The organism is Trebonia sp. (assembly GCF_049794275.1).
Classification (GTDB): Bacteria; Actinomycetota; Actinomycetes; order Streptosporangiales; family Streptosporangiaceae; genus Trebonia.
The window spans coordinates 1-1,957 of the sequence record NZ_JBARCR010000572.1 but is presented as its reverse complement, the minus strand read 5'-3'; the positions used below and the strand labels follow the sequence as shown (position 1 = coordinate 1,957).

The 1,957-nt window shown below is 68.7% G+C and carries 1 protein-coding gene, 2 tRNA genes and 1 pseudogene; all 4 read right to left on the bottom strand.

Annotated features, from left to right (window positions below; all coding sequences use genetic code 11):
* A pseudogene (locus WA805_RS15625) lies at positions 1-378 on the bottom strand (hypothetical protein); the annotation flags it as partial.
* 19 nt (positions 379-397) lie between these two features.
* Positions 398-469 (bottom strand) — tRNA-Cys (locus tag WA805_RS15620).
* Positions 470-521: 52 nt separating this feature from the next.
* A tRNA-Gly gene (locus WA805_RS15615) sits at positions 522-594 on the bottom strand.
* Between the two features lie 104 nt (positions 595-698).
* Positions 699-1,628 carry a type IV toxin-antitoxin system AbiEi family antitoxin domain-containing protein gene (locus WA805_RS15610; RefSeq protein ID WP_424561762.1) on the bottom strand — a complete coding sequence of 310 codons (930 nt, stop codon included), beginning with the start codon at positions 1,626-1,628 and terminating at the stop codon, positions 699-701.
* Positions 1,629-1,957: the final 329 nt, after the last annotated feature.

Here is a 1,957-nt window from a genome sequence, read left to right as displayed (position 1 = left end):
GGCCGCGACCGCGCGCACCGAGGGATGGCCGGCCGCCCGCAGCGCGGCGCGCGCGCCCATCGAGTGCCCGACCAGCGTCACGGGGACCGTACTGCCGTACCGGGCCCGGATGCCGTCGAGGACGGCGACGAGATCGCCCACCGGTGATGCCGCGTCCTCATTCCAGCCGCGAACCGTGAACCGCGGCCGCAGCACCCGGATCTCAGCGTCGGAGAGCGCGTTCCCGATCGCCCGCGCGATCGGGACCATGCGCAGCACGGCGGGCTGGACGGCCGTGGTCGGCTTGGTGCTCACCTCCTGGCCGCCGTGGGCTACCACGACGATGCCCTTCAGCGGCACACCCGTGACGGCTTCAGGAGGGGACGCGGTCTCGCTCATGGCACTCAATCAGGATAAGAGGCGGAGACGGGAATCGAACCCGTGTACAGGGCTTTGCAGGCCCTTGCCTAAGCCACTCGGCCACTCCGCCGCAGGAGCGAGCTTCGCCGGCGGCCAACCAGAGCCGCATAGCCGCGCCTCCGAGCGGACGACGGGATTCGAACCCGCGACCCTCACCTTGGCAAGGTGATGCTCTACCAGCTGAGCCACGTCCGCACTCGCACTGGATCTCTCCGGCGCGCGTAGAGAACTGTAGCCGATCCTGCCGAGTACACCAACTCGGATCCAGGGGTTCGGCCGAAAATCACGCCACTCCTGTCTCACCGGGCAAGCCCGAGGCGCTCGGCGCGCCGGAATGCCTCCCGGATACGCCCAGCGACCCGCGCCGGGTCGCTGAACAGTTCCTGCCAGGTGACGTGGACGACCTCGAAGCCCGCCTCCAGCAGCAGCCGGTCCCGGCGGCGCTCGGCGATGGCCCGCTCGCCGCTGTCGTACTTGAGCAGGCCGTCCGTCTCGGCGACGACACCGTAGCGGCGCCAGAAGAAGTCCACCCGCGCGATCATGGTGCGGTCGCGCCCGGTGATGTGCACCTGAAGCTCCGGCGGCGGCAGGCCGTGGTCGCGGAAGAGTACCCGCGCGCAGGACTCGAGCACCGACTCGGCGAGCCCGTCGGCGAAGTCGATCACCTGCCTGGCCCGGCTGGTCCCCGGCCATCGCTCGCAGCCGGCCAGCACTCGCCGGAGCTCGCTCTTCGACGCGTGCCGCTCGTAAAGCGCGGCATCCGCGACCACGACGCCCTCCATGAAGGTGGTGGTGCGCGCGATGTCGGCAACGGTCCGGGCCGCGGTAGTCACCGGAACCCCGTAGCGCTTCGTCACCTGCTGGTCCGGCAGTTCGGCGGCATGGCAGATGACGCCGGCATCCTGGCGGTACCGTCCCGCCCGGGTTCCTGGCGGAACCGTCAGCGTGACTGTCCCGGGTGGCTGCTTCAGCAGTCTCAGCCCGTGCAACAGCGCGGCCGAGTGGTGGCTAGCGGTACCGCCATGCCTCCTGGTGGCCATGGTCGCGGCCACCTCGAGCGCGTGCCGCAGCCCGGGATCCGAAGCGGCTCTGGCGAGGACGCTGCTGGTGGCGTAGGCACCGTGCCGTACCTTCACGAGCTGCCCGGAGCTAACCAGCGAGTGCAGCTGTCTCGTAGAGATACCCGCGGCCCGCCAGGTCGCGAGCGTGCCGACGTCTACCTTACTCAAAGTGTCGGCAACATCACGAGAAGTCATGATTAATGATGCCTTACCAGGCGCCTGCCGACATAGGGCGAGAAATGAACGCCTCATGTCCGATTTGTGGCGATATTTAGGTAACGTTCTCGCCCTAAGTGCTGGAGGGGGAGCGGGGCACAGGCACCACGGGCCCGTTCGGGCAAAGGAATCCCGGCCCGCGACGGGGGAACCGGGCCGGGAAGCTGAGATTTCCTGGTGTTAGGACGCCTGGCGAAGCAGGTCGGTGAGCTCGGCCTCGACGTTGACGTGGTCGCTCTCCTCGCCGGCCACCACGATCTGGTAGGTCTTGCGCAGGAAGT